Genomic DNA, 15,052 nt, shown 5'->3' with positions numbered 1-15,052 from the left:
ATAATATTCAACCCCTACGATTTAAACTCTTTTTTTTGTGCAATCGATTAGACATCTCCAAAAAAGATGTTTAATTTGTTCGTAGTGAGGGGGTTTTAACCCTTCTTTTCTTAATTTATGGAGAAGTCTATTACGAATTGTCCTAATTTAATTTAGTTTAAAATTGTTGGGTTACGTTATCACTAACCCAACCTACGTTTAATTTATTCGATTATTATTGTAATATTATGCAAGGTTCAACGATCGATTCTCAAGTTACTGTTAGTTATGAAAATAAATCCGAAGCCCATCATCACGAACATCCAGATCATCGGATGTTTGGGTTAGTATTGTTTCTTATTGCTGAAAGTATGATCTTTTTTGGTCTTTTCAGTGCTTATATGATCTATTATGCTACTATGCCTGAGTGGCCTATGGGTGATATTGAGCTAGAGTTACTACTACCTGGTATTAATAGCATTATTCTGATTTCTAGTAGTTTTGTGATGCACAAAGGGCAAAGTTGTATTAGAAATAACGATGTTAAAGGTTTACAACTCTGGTTTGGGATTACTGCGATTATGGGGGTTATCTTTTTAGGTGGGCAACTTTATGAGTATGCCCATACTGGTTTCGGTTTAACTGATAACCTTTTCGCTAGTTGTTTTTATGTGTTGACTGGTTTTCACGGTTTACACGTTACCGCAGGTTTATTGTTTATCTTAGCGGTTTTGTGGCGATCGAGAACACAAGGACACTATTCTGCTAGTAAACATTTTGGGGTAGAAGCATCAGAATTATATTGGCATTTTGTCGATGTAATCTGGATTATTTTATTTATTCTGGTTTATTTACTCCCCTTAACATAATTAGCAATTAACAATTAGGTGATTTCTAATAATAAATATACCTGCATGATCCCCCCTAACCCCCCTTAACAAAGGGGGAATTATAAAGAAGATTAGTAAATTCTTTCTCGTAAATCGCCTTAGCAATTAACAATTAACAATTAATAAAAGCATTCCATTCTCCATTCTCCATTCTCCATTCTCCATTCTCCATTCTCCATTCTCCATTCTCCATTTTCCATTTTCCATTTTCCATTATTAACGGTATGATTGAAGAAAAATTAAAAGATTTAAAGAGCTTTTTTCGATCGATGGATAAGGCTTTAATAGCCTATTCTGGTGGCATTGACAGTACTTTAGTGGCAAAAGTCGCCTATGATGTATTGGGCGATCGAAGTATTGCCGTTACAGCAGTATCACCTTCTTTGTTACCCGAAGAATTAGACGAAGCGCAAGAACAAGCTAAGATAATCGGTATTAACCACGAGTTGATAGAAACGGAGGAAATGAGTAACCCTAACTACACCTCAAACCCCGTTAATCGTTGTTATTTTTGTAAAAGTGAATTGCATGACAAACTAAAACCCCTTGCTTTAGAAAGAAACTATCCCTATGTGATAGATGGCGTAAATGCCGATGATTTACAAGATTACCGCCCCGGTATTCAGGCGGCAAAAGAAAGAGGCGCTCGATCGCCCTTAGCAGAAATGGGTATAACTAAGGTAGAAGTCAGAGAAATGACGAAAATTTTGGGGTTATCGTGGTGGGATAAGCCTTCTCAACCTTGTTTATCCTCCCGTTTTCCCTATGGGGAAGAAATTACCTATGAGAAATTATATCGTGTGGGTAGAGCAGAAATTTATCTGCGTAAATTAGGCTATAGTAATCTTAGGGTAAGGTTCGATCGAGATACTGCCAGAATAGAATTATTACCCACACAAATCAAAGAATTTATCGCCCAAAACAACCTCCCTGCCATCGTCAATCATTTTCAATCCTTGGGTTTTACTTACGTCACCCTCGACTTAGAAGGTTATCGTAGTGGCAAACTCAATCAATTAATTAATTAATGCAGAATTGAAAATTATCCACTATTCATTATCTTAAATGGTTTACAGGAAAGAATACCATTCGATCGTTATTTTATCTTGATTATTTTATTTTTAATATCCTCAGAAATATCAAGATTTATTAATTCTTCTCAATTAATAATTGCCTCATTAAAAAAATTTATTTCTTATTCATATTTCTCTTTTTCTGCTTTCACTACTTGTGTTTTTTTACTCAATAATTGGTTAATATAATCAAAAAAACTTCTAATATCCATATTTTATTTCCTAATAATTAGCTAAATATTTTTTAGCTTGAAGTTTAAGTTTATCAGCTTCTAAAATGACTAAATCAATATCATCTTTGAAATCAAGATAAGGTTGTCTTAAACTAATTTTTTGGGCGTGAATTGCTCGTCTTGTGGATTGATTTTTTTATCTTCAATTCTTTGATAGAATTATATAATCTTCTGAAAATTACACCTGAAACCTGCCCTTATCAAACATTCTTGCATCGAACTGAGGTAATAACAGGTACTCCACTAAAAACACTTCTACCATTAACTGCTTTGATGTTAACATCGATCGAGTTACTGGCATTGACGGGGGAAAAACTAGCAAGTTCGATCGTAATAAATACTAAACAAACTGCAATAATAGTTAAAATAGTTTTCGTATAAGTATCAATTTTCATAGCTTTCATTTTCTTGACTAACAATGTATTTAAACATAGAATTTACATCTATTTCGATCGTAACCATTTATTTAGTTATTTTATTATTAATAGCTGAAATTTTTAGTCGTTATTCTCAAACCGATGCAGAGTTAACTCGTAAAATTGTTCATATCGGTACGGGAAATGTTATTTTATTGGCATGGTGGCTTAATATATCTCAGGATATAATTATTTTCGCTTCTATCATCGCTTCTTTAGTGGCGATAACTTCCTATTTTTTCCCTATTTTACCTAGTGTTAATGGGATAGGGCGCAAAAGTTTAGGTACATTATTTTATGCTATTAGTATTGGTATTTTAACCACATTATTTTGGCAAACTGGATACAAACAATTTACCGCTATTGGCATTTTAATTATGAGTTATGGTGATGGCATGGCTGCTTTAATTGGACAAAAATATGGAAAAAATAAATATCAAGTATTAGGAAATAAAAAAAGTTGGGAAGGCTCATTAACCATGACAATTATTAGTATTTTTGTTACGTTAATTATCTTAGGTTTTTCTTGGCAAAATTTAATGATTGCTTCCATCGTGGGAATATTTGCTACTATATTAGAAACCTTTTCTTCCATCGGTATAGATAATTTAACCGTACCTGTTATCAGTGCAATTATTGCCTATTATTTATCACAAATATACTTATATTAAACTTTGCTAGAATAATTGATATTAAAAATCGTGGTATATTTAATTAATTATGGTTAGTACGATCGATAAATTAGAACATTTAAAGAATTTAGTTAATTTAGCTAAATTAAAAGATGCTGAATCAGAGGTAGTTTTTCAGATTAATAATATAAGCTGGAATCAGTACGAAAAATTACTATGCTTATTAGAAGATTCATCGAGAATTAAAATTAAATATTTGCAAGAAAATCTAGTTATTATGTCTCCTAGTCGTATTCATGAATTTGATAAAAAAATTATTGGCATACTTTTAGAAGCCTATTTTTTCACTAAAAAAATTAGATTTTATCCTTTAGGTTCAACTACTTTTAAAAACCAAATTATACAACGAGGAATTGAACCTGATCAATGCTATTGTATTAATACGAATAAAGATATTCCTGATATTGCCATAGAAGTAATTGTACCGAGCGGAGGCATTAATTCTTTAGAAATTTATCAAGGTTTAGGAGTAAAAGAAGTATGGTTTTGGGAAAGAAAAAAATTAAGTATCTATGTTTTAGAAAATGAAAATTATACTAAAATGAATAATAGTAGTTTATTACCTGATTTAGACATTAATTTATTTACTGATTATCTTTGTTATGATGAACCTTTTGACGCTGTATTAGAATTTCAACAAAAAATTAGCAGTTAACTTTTATAGTTAAATATTTTAAATTTTTACCGTATAATTTTGCTTTTGTTATAGAATTAATTTACATTTCATCTTACCCTTTTTTATCCTAAATTATAACTATGTATAATATCGCTGTTAAACAAGAAGAATATTTAACCTATATTTTAAAAGATTTAGACAGTAACTCTCGCTTAGAAATTGTCCCCGAAAAAGGAGGCATTGTCACAGATTGGACAATACAAGGGCAAAAAATTTTATACTTAGATAAACAGAGATTTAAAAATCCTCAACTTAGTGTAAGAGGAGGCATTCCTGTTTTATTTCCTATCTGTGGAAACTTGCCAGATAATCTCTATTCCTATCAAGAAAAAAGTTATATTTTAAAACAACATGGTTTTGCCAGAGATTTACCTTGGATAGTCACAAATCAAGATACAGATAACGGTGCAAATCTCACTTTAACTTTAACCAGTAACCCAGAAACTTTAAAGGTTTATCCCTTTGAATTTGAGCTTAATTTTACCTATAAACTAAGAGAAAAGCAACTGATTATTGAGCAATCTTATCATAATAAATCTCAAGAAAAAATGCCTTTTTCAGTTGGTTTTCATCCTTACTTTTTCTGTGGTGATAAAACTAAATTAACTCTCGAAATTCCTGCTCAAGAATATAATAGTAAAACAGGAGATAAAACCTATAGTTTTAATGGTGAATTAGACTATAATTTAGACGAAATAGACATTGCTTTTACTCAATTACAAGGACAAACAACAGGATTTACTGACGGAAAACGTAATTTAAAAGTAGAAATTTCCTATAGTGATTTATTCTCTACCCTCGTATTTTGGACATTGAAAGATAAAGATTTTATTTGTATTGAGCCTTGGAGTGCGCCTCGTAACGCCCTTAACACAGGAGAACAATTAAACTACTTACAACCTGATGAAACTTATACGGCACAAGTTTCGATCGAAATCTATTAACACAATGAAATAGGTTAATTTTTTTAGTGATTCAATATCCATTCATAAAATTCCATGGATTCAGGAGTGCAACTATGACAACCACCGCATTTTTTACCCTTGATTTGCTTAACTCTTCCTTTGCGAATGAGACGGCTTAACATCAGACGAATAGCATCAGCATCAGAATGAGCATAAATAGCTAACTCTTGTAAAGATGCTTTACGGTGTTTGATTAAATAATTTTGTATGTCCGTTAAAATCATTTTTTCTCCCCTAAACAATAGCCTTTTTGACAGTTTTAATGGGGCGAATCTGGCTAAGAGTAAATAACACTCCCACCAAAATTAGACTCATTACCACAATCCATGTCAAAGAAAAACTCGGATGTTGGGAAAAAGTCGCTATTTGATAAAACATTGTTGCTACCCAATAAGCCATGCCCGTAGTCCATACTGCGACAAAAACTGTCCACCATAAATTAGTTTCACGATAAACCGCCGCCGTAGCCGAAACACAAGGGAAATAGAGCAAAACAAATAAAAGGTAAGCAAAAGCCCCAGCTTGTCCATTAAAACGCTTCACCATCGCTCCAAAAGTGCTTTTATCGACTTCTTGTTCTTCTGCCGCAGTTTCGATATTTTCAGTATTACCAATATTTAAGCCTAAAGGATCGAGCAATTGAGAGGGTAAATCAGCTAAATTAGCAGGAATCGTGGCAAAAGCCTCTTTTATACCTCCCCAGAAGCTATATTCATCTATTTTCGCTTCCTCATCGGGATTATCTTCTTTTGCCAATTGGCTATAAAGGGAATCTAAAGTTCCTACCATCGCTTCTTTAGCAAAAACTCCCGTGAAAATGCCCACCGTTGCCGCCCAATTTTCTTTAGTCAATCCCATAGGGGAAAATATAGGGGTTACAGCTTCAGACGCAACACTCAAAACCGAATTTTTGGTATCTTGATTGCCAAAAGAGCCATCAAAACTGACAGAATTTAACAAACCTAAAACCATTACCATTAAAATAATTACGCGCCCTGCTTTCCATAAAAAGGCTTTTAATCGATCCCATGTCCTAATGAACACACCTTTAACACGGGGTAAATGATAAGGAGGTAATTCCATGACAAAATGACTAATTTCTCCTTTGAGTAAAGTATTTTTCATCACTATTCCCGTAAAAATAGCGGCAATGATACCTAATATATATAATCCAAAGACAATATTTTGACCACCTATAGGAAAAAAAGCCGCCGCAAACAGAGCATAAACGGGAAGCCTTGCACCACATGACATAAAAGGATTCATCATCACTGTCATGAGACGATCGCGCGAATTTTCAAGGGTACGAGTTGCCATAATGGCAGGTACGTTACAACCAAATCCCACCAACATTGGCACAAAAGATTTACCCGGAAGCCCCACTAATCGCATTAATCTATCCATGACAAAAGCCGCCCGTGCCATATAACCAGAATCTTCCAAAATGGAGAGAAATAAAAACATAAAGCCAATTACAGGAATAAAAGTCGCTACAGTTTGAATACCGCCCCCCGCACCATCGGCGAGTAAAGCAATTAACCATCCGGGAGTATTAACACTTTGTAAAACATGAGCTAAACCATCCACAAAAATAGTAGAGGCAGTCATGTCAAAAAAATCAATAAACGCTGCACTAACATTAATCGTAAAAAGAAACATAAGATACATCACACCGAAGAAAATGGGAATCCCCCACCAACGATGGAGTACAATTTGATCTATTCGATCGGACACGTTACTATTAATTTCCCCTTGTCTGCCTGTCGCACCTTGGGTAACTTGCTGAATAAAACCATAACGACTATCAGCAATCATAATATCAATATCTTCACCTAGTACTTGATGAATTTGACGACGATGTTTAGCGACTACGGAAGGTAATTCTTTCCCCCCTAAATTTTCTATACCCCGATCTTCATATTGTAATAAACTTAAAGCCGTCCAACGAGGCTCAACAATCCGTTTAGTACTATTCTCGGTAATGTAAGAAATTAATTCCTCTAAAGCCTCCTCAATGACAGCAGGATAAGCTATATAAGACACTGAATGAGTCAAATTCTGGACTTCTTCAGCAATCACATTAATTAACTCTTTGATACCTTCTCCGTTAACTGCACTAATAGAAACTACTCGACAACCTAATCTTTCTCTGAGTAAATTAGTATCAATAGAAATGCCTCTTTTTTCGGCAACATCCATCATATTCAAGGCAATTACCATGGGTAAGTGCATCTCCATGATTTGAGTCGTTAAATAGAGATTACGTTCTAAATTAGAAGCATCCACAATATTAATAATTAAATTAGCTTCCCCTGAAAGTAAATAATCTCGTGCCACTAACTCATCTAATCCCGTTTCTTCATCATCTGCATCCAAAGAGTAAACTCCGGGTAAATCGACTACAGTAATTGTTTTACCTTCATGATTAAATTTACCTTCTTTTCGATCGACTGTAACACCGGGCCAGTTTCCCGTGCGTTGATTTGCTCCTGTCAAGGCATTAAAAAGGGTGGTTTTTCCACAATTAGGATTGCCTATAAGTCCTATAATTGGTTTTAACATACTTTTTGTTTTGTTGATGGTTAATGGTCAAGATAATAAGTAAAAATACTGATTAATTATCTAAAATGCTTGTTTCATAGCTATTAACTATTAACAATTTCTACTATTAAAGTGTCAGCTTCTTGTTTGCGCAAACTTAAATGAAAATCTCTAACCTTAATTTCAATGGGGTCTCCTAAAGGTGCTACCCTAATTACGGTAAATTCTGTGCGCGGCGTTAACCCCATAGATAACAATTTACCTTTATAACCCCTCATGGCTTTCTCATAACCTAAAACACGTCCTACCGTACCACTCACCATTTCTCGCAAATAAACTCTAGTAGTATTTGTCATTAAATTTTCCTCTTGATGGATTAACTGCGTATCACTGACTAAAATTTTGTTAGCCATACCAGCCCCGATACCCATTCTTTGATCTTGAATGGCAATCATTACCGAGCCACTAGGTTGAGCATTGACAATTTGAAGTTTCGTACCCCTAATTAACCCCATACCCAAAAATTTATTAGTACCACCTTTTTCTGTAAATCCCACAACCCACACCGTTGCACCAGTTTTAGCTTGAGAAAGAGCATAGCTAGAAGATGAAAATTTCTGCCCTAAAGTTGTTGTTGTCTCATCTTCCAAATTGGATTTTTCACCCCAATAAGAAAACTTCTGCCAGTGTATGTTTTCAGTCTTACTGGATTTCATCATTATCTAATTTTCCTTTATACTATTAATGAAAAAGTATTGAATAAAATTATCTAAATTATTGATTATTTTTCTCAATAATTTTATTATTCAACATTTAGGATATATTTGGCAACATCTTAAATATTTCTTAACTATTAACTTGAAACGTGAGTAAAATATAAAGCTCGTTTTTATGACTGTTTATTTCATTGGTGCAGGAATTGGAGGAATTGACTATCTGACGGTGAAGGGTTATCGAATCCTATCCCAAGCGCAGGTTATTATTTATGATGGTTTAATCGAAAAGGAAATCCTCGACATCGCTTCCGATGAGTGTCTCAAGATTTGTGTGGGAAAGAGAGGCGGTAAAGTTAGTACTTCTCAAATCAGTATTAATGATTTATTAGTCAAGTATGCCCAAGAATATGATACCGTTATTCGTCTTAAATGCGGTGATCCTGCTATTTTTGGGCGTATTAATCCAGAATTAGAGGCTTTAAGTCATCTTAATACGGATATTGAGCTTATTCCCGGTATTTCTTCCGCCCTTGCCGTGCCTTTATGGGCGAATATCATGTTGACAGAAAAAGATGATAGTCGTTGTTTAACTATTCTGACAGGTCATGATCCGAATATACTCAATTGGTCAATATTAAGTCAAGTGGATACTTTAGTTATTCTCATGGGAGGGAAAAATTTACCTATCATAACTCAAAAATTACAGGAGTATGGTCGATCGAGCGATTATCCCATTGCGATTATTAAAAACGGGGGAAATCCTCATCAACAAATTTGGAAAGGTACATTGAATAATATTGTGGAAAAAACTGTAAATATTTCTTTATCCCCTTGTATAATCGTCATCGGAAAAGTTGTTAATTAAACCCTGACAAAGTTAAAACTCGTAATATCCAAGACAATAATAATTATAATTAGAAAAAAAGATAAATCAAATCCTATGACTATTAAAACTATTCAACAAGCGGAAAGTAACTTTAATCAACGAATAGAAGAAGTAACCATATCTCATCAACCAATTACGATTACTGGAGAAAAAAATAATGCAGTTTTAATCTCTCAAGAAGACTGGTTGGCAATTCACGAAACATTATATTTATCTTCAATATCGGGGATGAAAAAATCAATTCAAGAAGGCTTAAATACTCCCAGAAAAGACTGTGATGAGGAATTAGACTGGTGAAATATAAAATAGTTTATACAAAACAAGCTAGTAAAGATGCAAAAAAACTTAGTAGTAGTGGACTTAAAACTAAAGCTAAAAATAATTAGAATGTACTCTCATTATGAATAACAATCAAATTATTAGTTTGTAGTAAGGGCTTTAGCCTTTGTTTTGACAATTATTGGTGATGTTTATTATCAATTTTTGAGCCATAAAAAAAGGGAAGTTTTTAACTTCCCCATTGTTGCTATTTTTGAGTTTACTTTTTAACATTTTTAGGCGTTTTTGCCATTGTTTTTTCTTGGCACTGCCTCCTTTTCCTTTATCGTTTCTTCCTTCCCTTCTAGGGGATTCCCAACGTTTTAACCTTGGCATAATTACAGACTCCCACTGATACCTTTTCAATTTATAATAGCAGATAATCTCATATTTGGCAAAAGTCTTGAATCCCCTATCATGTATAGCGAAGAAATCCAATATCGTCGATCGCCCAAAGCTCCGTTCGATCGACGTGCCTACGCTTTTTTAATCGATTTTATCGCAGTTTGGATAATATCCTCCCTTGTGACTAATATTTTCTTGGAATTTATGGTTTTTTCTTTGCTATGGTTAATTTTACGGGTGATCATAGTAGATAAAAACAAAGGACAAAGTTTAGGACGTTGGGCAATGGATTTAAAAATTACCGATGCTCGTTTTAACCGTCTTCCCCTACTTGTCAATTTGATAAAACGAGAAGGTATCATTGCTATTCTGGCATTTTTGACCATGATCGGCTTAAAAGTCAACTTTGCTGATTTTTTGCTCATGGTTTTGTTTTGTACACCCTTGATTGCTGACGGGGTGACGGCTTTAACCGATGATGAATATAATCAAGCCTTTCACGATCGAGTTAGTGGTACAATTATTATTCAAACTAAACGAGGATTTTCTTTAGATTTAAGAGTGAAAAAATGGTATAAAGAAGCAAGGAAAACTTGGGAAAATAAGAGAAGAAAAGACCGATAAACAATTAAAATTGATTAGTAAACTTTTACAAATTGATAATTATTAAAAAAAATTATAAATAAATGGGCAACGTTAATATCATTGGTTTAGGAAAATCTGGCATCGCCGCCGCTCGAATTTTAACAAAAGATCATCATCAAGTCACTATCTATGACAGTTCAAACTCCGAAACCCTAGAGAAAATTCGAGAAAATCTAGCTCAAGAGGGGATAACTGTCAAGTTAGGAGAAAATATGCCCTTAAATGACCAAAATAAGCCAGATTTTGTTGTAGTAAGTCCGGGTGTACCTTGGGATATACCATTATTAGTCAATGCCCGTCAACAAGGCATTAAAACCATCGGTGAAATGGAGTTGGCTTGGCAATATCTCAAATCTTCTCCTTGGATTGGCATTACAGGCACAAACGGTAAAACCACCACTACAGCTTTAATTGAAGCCATGTTAAAAACTGGCGGTATCAACACCAGTGCCTGTGGTAATATCGGTTATGCCGCTTGTGAATTAGCCTTATCTGCCTTAGAAAATCCTCCTCAATGGGTAGTCGCCGAAATTAGTAGTTATCAAATTGAGTCCTCGATCGAATTATCTCCTAAAATTGGACTATGGACAACCTTCACTCCTGATCATTTAGCAAGACATAAAACCCTCGAAAATTACCATCTTATTAAAGCAAGTTTATTGGAACGATCGTCCTCTAAAATTTTAAATGGAGATGATCCTTATTTACATAATTTTGGTTTAAATTTAGACTGGAAAAATGTATATTGGACAAGTGTAAAAGGCAAAGAATTTTTATTAGGAGATGTAGAAAAAGGAGTTTATTTAGAAGACTCTTGGATAGTAGCTTTTAAAGAATTAATTGCCCCTATTTCCCTGTTTAAAATGGTAGGAAAACACAACCTACAAAATGTTTTAATGGCAACCGCCGCCGCTAGACTTGCTGGAGTTAGTAAAGGTGCGATCGTAGAAACTATATCATCATTTACAGGAGTACCTCACCGTTTAGAATTAATTACCACCATCAACGGTGTGGATTATATCAACGACAGTAAAGCCACCAATTATGATGCCGCCGAAGTTGGCTTAGATTCTGTAGCATCTCCCACCATTCTCATCGCAGGAGGAGAAGCCAAAGAAGGAGACGACACACCATGGATAAAAAAAATTAAAGAAAAATGTGTTTCTGTGTTGTTAATTGGTGAAGCATCCTCATTATTTGCCGAAAGATTGGAAATTCAGGGATTTAAAAACTATGAAATAGTCAATGACATGGAAAAAGCTGTTGCCAGAGGCAAACAATTAGCCGAAGAAACAAAAGCCAAAGTCGTGTTACTTTCTCCAGCTTGTGCTAGTTTTGATCAATATCGCAGTTTTGAACATCGAGGAGATCATTTTCGAGAATTATGCTTAAATCTTAATAATTAATTGTTAATAAAACAGCAAAATGTCTGCAAAAGATCGTTATCATGAAAGTTGTAAAAATGCTCTCATTAAAGATGATTGGATCATAACAAATGATCCTCTTAGATTTAAGATGGAGTAATAAGGATATGTATGTAGATTTAGTAGCAGAAAAATTATTTATAGCTGAAAAACAAGATCAAAAAATAGCAGTAGAAATCAAAACTTTTGCTTCCATATCTGAAGTTTACGCTTTAGAACAAGCATTAGGACAATACTTATTATATCGTTCTGTTATTAAAAGAAAAGAGCCAGATAGAAAATTGTATTTAGCAATTCCTAGTATTGTTTATATGGACATATTTGAACAGAAGATTATCAACTTAACTTACTTATTTTTGATATTAATTCGGAGGAAATTGTACAATGGATACCAGAAATAATTATGGAACAATAATTAAACAAATTATTGAGTCTTATACTGAATTTTCTTATTCTTATGATGATGTTAAATTAGAAACTATTTTTGATACAGAAAAAGATCATTATTTACTAATGGTGATAGGTAGAGAAAAAATTAATGCTAATTATTCAGCGACTAAAAGAGTCCATAGTTGTTTAATTCATGTGGATATTATTGATGATAAAATTTGGATTCAAAGAGATGGTACAGAAAAAGGAATTGCTACGGACTTATTAGAAGCAGGGATTTCTAAAGATAAAATTGTTTTAGCATTTTATGATCCTCAAATTCGAGAGGAAACTGGTTTTGCCGTAGCTTAACATAACGTTAAGCTGTTATCAATAAGCATCAACCATAATTAGTAATATTTTAGGGTGTGTCAGATAATAGAGATATTTTTTGCTGTTATATAAAACTTACTCATAGTTACCTATGACGTTTACTTCTTGCTTCTACCAGTCAAGTCGGCTTGATACTGTCCACAAGCGTTGATTCGGGTGTAACCCACCCTACTTTTATTATTCTAATTAATTGATTAATCTTGAATAATAACTAATTTTTATTTAATTTAATCTTTAAATTAAATAGTTTTAACAGTCTTGGTTATCGACTTCATTAAAAGCTAACATATTTTAAAAAAATGTCAACCTTTATCCCGTGAGTAGGTATAAACAACTATAATAAACTATTAGTTAACAGTTAAAAGCTCTTTTAAAACTTTACCGTCTGACGCACCTAATTTTATTTTAATAAGTGGTTTAAAAAACATTAAAAATTAAATAAATTTTAGCCTATTTTAACTTTAAAGAAACCACTTGAATCTCCAATGAGATTAAGATATTAGTATCAATGAGATAATCTAGTTTCATCCCATTCTTTTCTCATTTGTTGTTGCCATGCTACTGAATTAATATTTTTAAAAGCCGTTACTTTTCCTTTTAATTGATTAATTGGATGGGGGGATGTTATTTTTGTTTTGAAAATAACTTGCACTTCTTGAACTTCTTCAAGTTTTCCCTGATACTCTTGGGGAATGACAATTACTCCCTGATGAATAGTGGTGATAAATTCAATAGTCTTACTCATGTTTTCTTTCCATATTAAAGAGGCGTTTTTATCACACCCTAATTATTATTGATTTTGCCTAAAGAATGATTCGCCGCTTGACATACTTGAGGGTTAACATCTTTTGCTAAAAATTTCAGAGCTGAAATACTTTTTTCTGTATTAAAATTACCTAAAGATTCCGCTAATCTTTGACGAATTAACCAGTCGTCAGATTGGGCAAAAACTAAAATTTCTTCGATACAATCCTCGGCTTTGATTTCTCCTAATGCAGAAATTGCCGCTTGTTGTAAAACTGTTTCGTCACTATGTAACGCCTTTAATAATACTTGTTTTGCTCGAATATCCCCTAAATTACCTAATGACACTGCGGCGCTGAATCTAACTAACCATTCCGTATCTTCATAGAACGATCGAACTAAGGCTTCAAATGCTCTAATATCTCTCAAGTAACCTAAAGCGCCAGCGGCATCGGCACGAATACCATAATCAGGATCGGTTTCTAATAATTTTACTAAGATAGGTAAACATTCCTCAGTTTTTTTTATCCCCAAAGCAAACACCGCCATCGATCGAACTGGTAAAATTTCATCATCGATAACTTTTATAATCAGAGGCACAGCATCTTCTGCACTAACTTCCCTTAAAGATGCAAGGGCGAGGAGTCTATCTTTAGAATTGCTACTATCTAATTTACTAGATATTTCAGCTAAGTTAACATTACTCATATTTTTCTCAACATTTCTTTACAATTCTCATTATAGGCGATCGATTTGAGAATGGAGAATTGAGAATTAAGAATTAAGAATTAAGAATTGAGAATGTATCCCCTACTCTCTATTTTCTCTACTTGGGACGAAATAAATGTTTATGACTAGGATGGTATAATTTCGATCGTGAAACGCCACTTTGTGATCGTGAAACGCCACTTTGCGATCGAACTTCATCATCAGAAAGTTTTTTGAGGGCAGGGCTGATAATATACATCGTGGTACGAATTAAGTTATTTTCTTCTGTAGCTCTAGCCATTTCGGTTAAAGGTACAATCAAAATTTTTTCATCTTCCCACCCCACCCGATAACACACCGCCACAGGAGTATCTACAGGATAATGCTCAAGTAAATCTTGTTGAGCTTTGCGCACATGACGAGCCGCCAAATATAAACATAAACTAGCCTGATGTGCCGCTAAACCCTTCAATTCTTCCTTATCTGGTACGGGGGACGCATTACCGCTAACCCTCGTTAAAATGATCGTTTGCACCAACTCTGGAATAGTTAATTCCGTGCTAATTTTCGCCGCCGCCGCCTGATAAGCACTTATACCGGGTATTAACTCAAAAGGAATATTCGCCTCTGCTAACTCCATCATTTGTTCATGAATAGCACTATAAAGACATAAATCCCCTGATTGAAGCCTAACAACCATTAAACCTTCCTTGACTTTTTCGATCATTAAAGGCACAATTTTTTCTAACGTCTGATTCCCCGTAGCGATTAATTCGGCACTAGGTTTAACATCCCTTAAAATTTGTTTCGGTACTAAAGAATCTGCATATAAAATTACATCAGCTTCTTGTAAAATTTTGTAGGCTTTAATAGTTAACAAATCAGGATCACCCGGTCCTGCACCGATAAAATAGACACCAGAGCGCATTATTTTTAAGAAAATTAATTAGATTGCTATTTTACCATCGATCGTCTATCTCCCACCTAGGACTGTTTCATTCTAAAATTTTTGGTGAAGAGAAAGTAATGAGTAAAGAGT

General features: G+C 33.8%; 20 protein-coding genes. 12 read left to right on the top strand and 8 right to left on the bottom strand.

All coding sequences use genetic code 11. The annotated features are described in order from the left end of the window. Positions 1 to 227: 227 nt before the first annotated feature. Complete coding sequence (locus SYN6308_RS11545; protein WP_017294598.1) at positions 228 to 848, top strand: cytochrome c oxidase subunit 3; 621 nt, start codon at positions 228 to 230, stop codon at positions 846 to 848. Positions 849 to 1,093: 245 nt separating this feature from the next. Beyond that, positions 1,094 to 1,897: an ATP-dependent sacrificial sulfur transferase LarE gene (larE, locus tag SYN6308_RS11535; RefSeq protein ID WP_017294596.1), complete on the top strand. Its 804-nt coding sequence runs from the start codon at positions 1,094 to 1,096 to the stop codon at positions 1,895 to 1,897. A 478-nt stretch (positions 1,898 to 2,375) separates the two neighbouring features. Here larE and SYN6308_RS11525 read toward each other — a convergent pair whose 3' ends face one another. Beyond that, on the bottom strand, positions 2,376 to 2,570 hold the full coding sequence (locus SYN6308_RS11525; protein ID WP_144051516.1) for a hypothetical protein: 195 nt from the start codon (positions 2,568 to 2,570) through the stop codon (positions 2,376 to 2,378). Between the two features lie 23 nt (positions 2,571 to 2,593). Here SYN6308_RS11525 and SYN6308_RS11520 point away from each other — a divergent pair, with 23 nt between their 5' ends. From SYN6308_RS11520 to SYN6308_RS11510, 3 genes are all read left to right on the top strand, one after another. Beyond that, positions 2,594 to 3,262, top strand: a complete 669-nt coding sequence (locus SYN6308_RS11520) for a diacylglycerol/polyprenol kinase family protein (RefSeq protein WP_017294593.1) — start codon at positions 2,594 to 2,596, stop codon at positions 3,260 to 3,262. Between the two features lie 49 nt (positions 3,263 to 3,311). Further along, complete coding sequence (locus tag SYN6308_RS11515) at positions 3,312 to 3,938, top strand: Uma2 family endonuclease (protein WP_017294592.1); 627 nt, start codon at positions 3,312 to 3,314, stop codon at positions 3,936 to 3,938. Positions 3,939 to 4,039: 101 nt separating this feature from the next. After that, positions 4,040 to 4,903: an aldose epimerase family protein gene (locus SYN6308_RS11510; protein ID WP_017294591.1), complete on the top strand. Its 864-nt coding sequence runs from the start codon at positions 4,040 to 4,042 to the stop codon at positions 4,901 to 4,903. A 23-nt stretch (positions 4,904 to 4,926) separates the two neighbouring features. On the opposite strand, the gene SYN6308_RS11505 is transcribed toward SYN6308_RS11510, so the two are convergent. From SYN6308_RS11505 to SYN6308_RS11495, 3 genes are all read right to left on the bottom strand, one after another. Beyond that, the gene (locus tag SYN6308_RS11505; RefSeq protein WP_026102037.1) at positions 4,927 to 5,148 is read right to left on the bottom strand and encodes a FeoC-like transcriptional regulator; all 222 of its coding nucleotides are present in this window, start codon (positions 5,146 to 5,148) and stop codon (positions 4,927 to 4,929) included. Positions 5,149 to 5,158: 10 nt separating this feature from the next. Then, on the bottom strand, positions 5,159 to 7,486 hold the full coding sequence (gene feoB, locus SYN6308_RS11500) for a Fe(2+) transporter permease subunit FeoB (RefSeq protein ID WP_017294589.1): 2,328 nt from the start codon (positions 7,484 to 7,486) through the stop codon (positions 5,159 to 5,161). Positions 7,487 to 7,569: 83 nt separating this feature from the next. Further along, positions 7,570 to 8,181, bottom strand: a complete 612-nt coding sequence (locus SYN6308_RS11495; RefSeq protein ID WP_017294588.1) for a FeoA family protein — start codon at positions 8,179 to 8,181, stop codon at positions 7,570 to 7,572. Positions 8,182 to 8,356: 175 nt separating this feature from the next. Here SYN6308_RS11495 and cobA point away from each other — a divergent pair, with 175 nt between their 5' ends. Further along, positions 8,357 to 9,046: a uroporphyrinogen-III C-methyltransferase gene (gene cobA, locus SYN6308_RS11490; protein ID WP_017294587.1), complete on the top strand. Its 690-nt coding sequence runs from the start codon at positions 8,357 to 8,359 to the stop codon at positions 9,044 to 9,046. A 75-nt stretch (positions 9,047 to 9,121) separates the two neighbouring features. Continuing rightward, on the top strand, positions 9,122 to 9,364 hold the full coding sequence (locus SYN6308_RS11485; RefSeq protein ID WP_017294586.1) for a type II toxin-antitoxin system Phd/YefM family antitoxin: 243 nt from the start codon (positions 9,122 to 9,124) through the stop codon (positions 9,362 to 9,364). 141 nt (positions 9,365 to 9,505) lie between these two features. On the opposite strand, the gene SYN6308_RS22345 is transcribed toward SYN6308_RS11485, so the two are convergent. After that, complete coding sequence (locus SYN6308_RS22345; protein ID WP_017294584.1) at positions 9,506 to 9,721, bottom strand: hypothetical protein; 216 nt, start codon at positions 9,719 to 9,721, stop codon at positions 9,506 to 9,508. An 81-nt stretch (positions 9,722 to 9,802) separates the two neighbouring features. On the opposite strand from SYN6308_RS22345, the gene SYN6308_RS11470 reads away from it, so the two are divergent. The 5 genes from SYN6308_RS11470 (at position 9,803) to SYN6308_RS11455 (ending at position 12,540) form a co-directional block, all read left to right on the top strand. Further along, a complete protein-coding gene (locus SYN6308_RS11470; RefSeq protein ID WP_017294583.1) occupies positions 9,803 to 10,354 on the top strand; it encodes an RDD family protein in 552 nt (183 codons plus the stop codon). 62 nt (positions 10,355 to 10,416) lie between these two features. Further along, positions 10,417 to 11,781 (top strand): UDP-N-acetylmuramoyl-L-alanine--D-glutamate ligase, encoded by a 1,365-nt coding sequence (gene murD / locus SYN6308_RS11465; RefSeq protein ID WP_017294582.1) that lies wholly within the window; start codon positions 10,417 to 10,419, stop codon positions 11,779 to 11,781. Positions 11,782 to 11,800: 19 nt separating this feature from the next. Then, positions 11,801 to 11,899: an element excision factor XisH family protein gene (locus SYN6308_RS26005; protein WP_390089587.1), complete on the top strand. Its 99-nt coding sequence runs from the start codon at positions 11,801 to 11,803 to the stop codon at positions 11,897 to 11,899. Next, entirely contained in the window at positions 11,871 to 12,200 is a 330-nt protein-coding gene (locus SYN6308_RS22340; protein ID WP_237741211.1) for a XisH family protein, read from the top strand. The genes SYN6308_RS26005 and SYN6308_RS22340 overlap by 29 nt, the downstream gene beginning before the upstream one ends. After that, entirely contained in the window at positions 12,184 to 12,540 is a 357-nt protein-coding gene (locus SYN6308_RS11455) for a XisI protein (RefSeq protein ID WP_017294581.1), read from the top strand. The genes SYN6308_RS22340 and SYN6308_RS11455 overlap by 17 nt, the downstream gene beginning before the upstream one ends. A 526-nt stretch (positions 12,541 to 13,066) precedes the next feature. Here the strand turns inward: SYN6308_RS11455 and SYN6308_RS22335 are convergent. The 3 genes from SYN6308_RS22335 to cobM all read right to left on the bottom strand — a co-directional run bounded on the left by SYN6308_RS22335 (position 13,067) and on the right by cobM (position 14,941). Further along, a complete protein-coding gene (locus SYN6308_RS22335) occupies positions 13,067 to 13,306 on the bottom strand; it encodes a hypothetical protein (RefSeq protein ID WP_017294580.1) in 240 nt (79 codons plus the stop codon). A gap of 38 nt (positions 13,307 to 13,344) precedes the next feature. Further along, positions 13,345 to 14,013 carry a HEAT repeat domain-containing protein gene (locus SYN6308_RS11445; RefSeq protein ID WP_017294579.1) on the bottom strand — a complete coding sequence of 223 codons (669 nt, stop codon included), beginning with the start codon at positions 14,011 to 14,013 and terminating at the stop codon, positions 13,345 to 13,347. Positions 14,014 to 14,131: 118 nt separating this feature from the next. Beyond that, positions 14,132 to 14,941, bottom strand: coding sequence for a precorrin-4 C(11)-methyltransferase (gene cobM, locus SYN6308_RS11440; protein ID WP_017294578.1), 810 nt, complete (start codon positions 14,939 to 14,941; stop codon positions 14,132 to 14,134). Positions 14,942 to 15,052: the final 111 nt, after the last annotated feature.

This window comes from Geminocystis herdmanii PCC 6308, assembly GCF_000332235.1.
Taxonomy (GTDB): domain Bacteria; phylum Cyanobacteriota; class Cyanobacteriia; order Cyanobacteriales; family Cyanobacteriaceae; genus Geminocystis; species Geminocystis herdmanii.
Note: the sequence above shows the minus strand (reverse complement) of the source record. Positions and strands in the feature narration are given on the sequence as shown.

Coding starts and splice junctions, on each gene's coding strand:
- SYN6308_RS26005 (WP_390089587.1), top strand. CDS start 11,801: ATGTCTGCAAAAGATCGTTATCATGAAAGTTGTAAAAATGCTCTCATT.
- SYN6308_RS11470 (WP_017294583.1), top strand. CDS start 9,803: ATGTATAGCGAAGAAATCCAATATCGTCGATCGCCCAAAGCTCCGTTC.
- feoB (WP_017294589.1), bottom strand. CDS start 7,486: ATGTTAAAACCAATTATAGGACTTATAGGCAATCCTAATTGTGGAAAA.
- SYN6308_RS11515 (WP_017294592.1), top strand. CDS start 3,312: ATGGTTAGTACGATCGATAAATTAGAACATTTAAAGAATTTAGTTAAT.
- SYN6308_RS11505 (WP_026102037.1), bottom strand. CDS start 5,148: ATGATTTTAACGGACATACAAAATTATTTAATCAAACACCGTAAAGCA.
- SYN6308_RS11520 (WP_017294593.1), top strand. CDS start 2,594: ATGTATTTAAACATAGAATTTACATCTATTTCGATCGTAACCATTTAT.
- SYN6308_RS22340 (WP_237741211.1), top strand. CDS start 11,871: ATGATCCTCTTAGATTTAAGATGGAGTAATAAGGATATGTATGTAGAT.
- larE (WP_017294596.1), top strand. CDS start 1,094: ATGATTGAAGAAAAATTAAAAGATTTAAAGAGCTTTTTTCGATCGATG.
- murD (WP_017294582.1), top strand. CDS start 10,417: ATGGGCAACGTTAATATCATTGGTTTAGGAAAATCTGGCATCGCCGCC.
- SYN6308_RS11495 (WP_017294588.1), bottom strand. CDS start 8,181: ATGAAATCCAGTAAGACTGAAAACATACACTGGCAGAAGTTTTCTTAT.
- SYN6308_RS11455 (WP_017294581.1), top strand. CDS start 12,184: ATGGATACCAGAAATAATTATGGAACAATAATTAAACAAATTATTGAG.
- SYN6308_RS11545 (WP_017294598.1), top strand. CDS start 228: ATGCAAGGTTCAACGATCGATTCTCAAGTTACTGTTAGTTATGAAAAT.
- SYN6308_RS11485 (WP_017294586.1), top strand. CDS start 9,122: ATGACTATTAAAACTATTCAACAAGCGGAAAGTAACTTTAATCAACGA.
- SYN6308_RS11525 (WP_144051516.1), bottom strand. CDS start 2,570: ATGAAAATTGATACTTATACGAAAACTATTTTAACTATTATTGCAGTT.
- SYN6308_RS22335 (WP_017294580.1), bottom strand. CDS start 13,306: ATGAGTAAGACTATTGAATTTATCACCACTATTCATCAGGGAGTAATT.
- cobM (WP_017294578.1), bottom strand. CDS start 14,941: ATGCGCTCTGGTGTCTATTTTATCGGTGCAGGACCGGGTGATCCTGAT.
- SYN6308_RS11445 (WP_017294579.1), bottom strand. CDS start 14,013: ATGAGTAATGTTAACTTAGCTGAAATATCTAGTAAATTAGATAGTAGC.
- SYN6308_RS11510 (WP_017294591.1), top strand. CDS start 4,040: ATGTATAATATCGCTGTTAAACAAGAAGAATATTTAACCTATATTTTA.
- SYN6308_RS22345 (WP_017294584.1), bottom strand. CDS start 9,721: ATGCCAAGGTTAAAACGTTGGGAATCCCCTAGAAGGGAAGGAAGAAAC.
- cobA (WP_017294587.1), top strand. CDS start 8,357: ATGACTGTTTATTTCATTGGTGCAGGAATTGGAGGAATTGACTATCTG.